This window comes from Variovorax sp. P4_D9, assembly GCF_056401695.1.
On record NZ_JBFUIU010001231.1, the window covers coordinates 1 to 1,980 of the forward strand.

1 protein-coding gene is annotated in these 1,980 nt (G+C 64.5%); it reads left to right on the forward strand.

The features are described from left to right. The first annotated feature begins 390 nt into the window (after positions 1-390). Entirely contained in the window at positions 391-1,764 is a 1,374-nt protein-coding gene (locus AC1DY5_RS53340; RefSeq protein WP_478122304.1) for an amidohydrolase family protein, read from the forward strand. Positions 1,765-1,980 lie beyond the last annotated feature (216 nt).

Below are 1,980 nucleotides of genomic sequence, written 5' to 3' on the forward strand. Positions count from 1 at the left end.
CGGCTCAATACCTGCTTGCTGACCTTGAGTCCGGGTCAAATGGGTTCAGCTTGCCCGCRTGCGCGCGATACGAGTTGAACGTGATCAGGACGAGTTGCTTGAACCCGCCACTCCCTCTTTTCGGCGACCTTACGACGCAAGCCCCAACCGAGGCTCGCTTCAGGCCGTAGCGATCTTCCGCTCCCCGGACCCGGAACGTCCGCCTTCAGTCTTCTTGCCACGCTCAGGCGTTCTAAGCACAGCACAGCCCGCCCGCGGGCGTGCCTAGCTTGTGTTCTAGGGCCGAGCCCCCGCGTGCGGAGCAGAATTGGGAGGTCTCGTCGAAACCAAGGGGGCTCATGGCGCCGTTGGCGGGCCGGCGGGTCTTCTTGATCAAACCGGGGGACCACCATGCATGACAGCGACCCTGAGGGCAAGCGCCTACCCATCAAGCTCGACAGCACCTCGAATGGCGAGTTCGAACCGGTGTCGCTGTGGCCGGCGAACATCGAAGCTAACCGCCTCGCACACGAGGCCGCGGCAACCAACGCGAAGCGGCTGGGATGCTCGAAGCGAGCGTTCCTGACCTCCTCCTGTGGCGCAGCCAGCACGCTGCTGGCCTTCAAYGCGGCCAACGCCGCGGCCGGAAGGACCGGCGGCTTCTTCGAGCTGCCCCGCGACGCCGYGCTGGATAYGCAGCTCGCGCGCGCGCAGGTCGGYCCCGCCAGGCAGGAGTTCATCCTCGACGTCCAGGGCCACTTCATCGACACGCCGAAAGGCAATTCGAAGAGCGCGGAGGTCTTCCTCAAGGAYGTGTTCATGGACAGCGACACCGACGTGATGGTGCTGTCCTTCGTRCCCTCCGCTCGSGACGCCGAACCGGTCACGATYCAGGCCGCCGACGAGGTCCGCAGGCTGGTCGACAAGCTCGAGGGAACGCACCGGCTGCTGCTGCATGGACGCGTCAACCCGAACCAGCCCGGAGACCTCGAGGGCATGGACGAGTTGCACGAGAAGTGGGGCATCAGCGCCTGGAAGACCTACACGCAGTAYGGACCGAACGGCAAGGGCTACTTCCTGCACGACGACGTCGGCATCCGGTTCATCGAGAAGGCTCGCGCACTGGGCGTCAAGAACATCTGCATCCACAAGGGGCTGCCGTTCGGACCACGCTCCTACGAGCACAGCCAGTGCAGCGACATCGGCGTCGTCGCCAGGCGTTACCCGGACGTGAACTTCCTGAKCTATCACTCGGGCTTCGTCAGCACGGTGACCGAAAAGGCCTACGACGCGAGCGGYAAGAGCGACGGCATCGACACGCTGATTACGTCCTTGCGCAAACACCAGGTCAAGCCGAACAGCAACGTCTATGCGGAGCTSGGCAGCACGTGGCGCTTCCTGATGCGTGACCCCGAWCAGGCGGCTCACGCCCTGGGRAAACTGATCGTCGCGTGCGGCGAGAACAACGTGCTGTGGGGCACGGATTCGATCTGGTACGGCTCACCGCAGGACCAGATCCAAGCCTTCCGGACGTTCCAGATCTCGGCGGAACTGCGCGAACGGCATGGCTATCSCGWGATGACGCCTGCGCTGCGGGCCAAGATATTCGGTCTCAACGCCGCGAACGTGTACGGCTTGACGCCGACGGAAGTGAAGCGATACACCGCCCGCGACTCGGTCGCCCGAAAGCGCATSGCCTACCTGGAGAAACCCGATCCTCACTTCAGGACCTACGGGCCAAAGACGCGACGCGAGTTCCTCAGGGTGTTCGATCCCGCTGGCTGAGCAGCGCAGGGGAGACTGTTGGCGGAAGACACTCTCACCCGGTACGTCTCAACGACTGGTTTCCTCTCGAACCGTCGTTCGACCGACGCCGCGCGAGTGGCCGCAATCAGTCTGAAGCGCAAGTTCGCGTCGGCCGCTCGAATACCCGCTCGTGGCCGCGTCCTGCCCTCCGCCACGGGGCCATGCGCCTGCATCCAGACGGCCACCGGCAGCAGC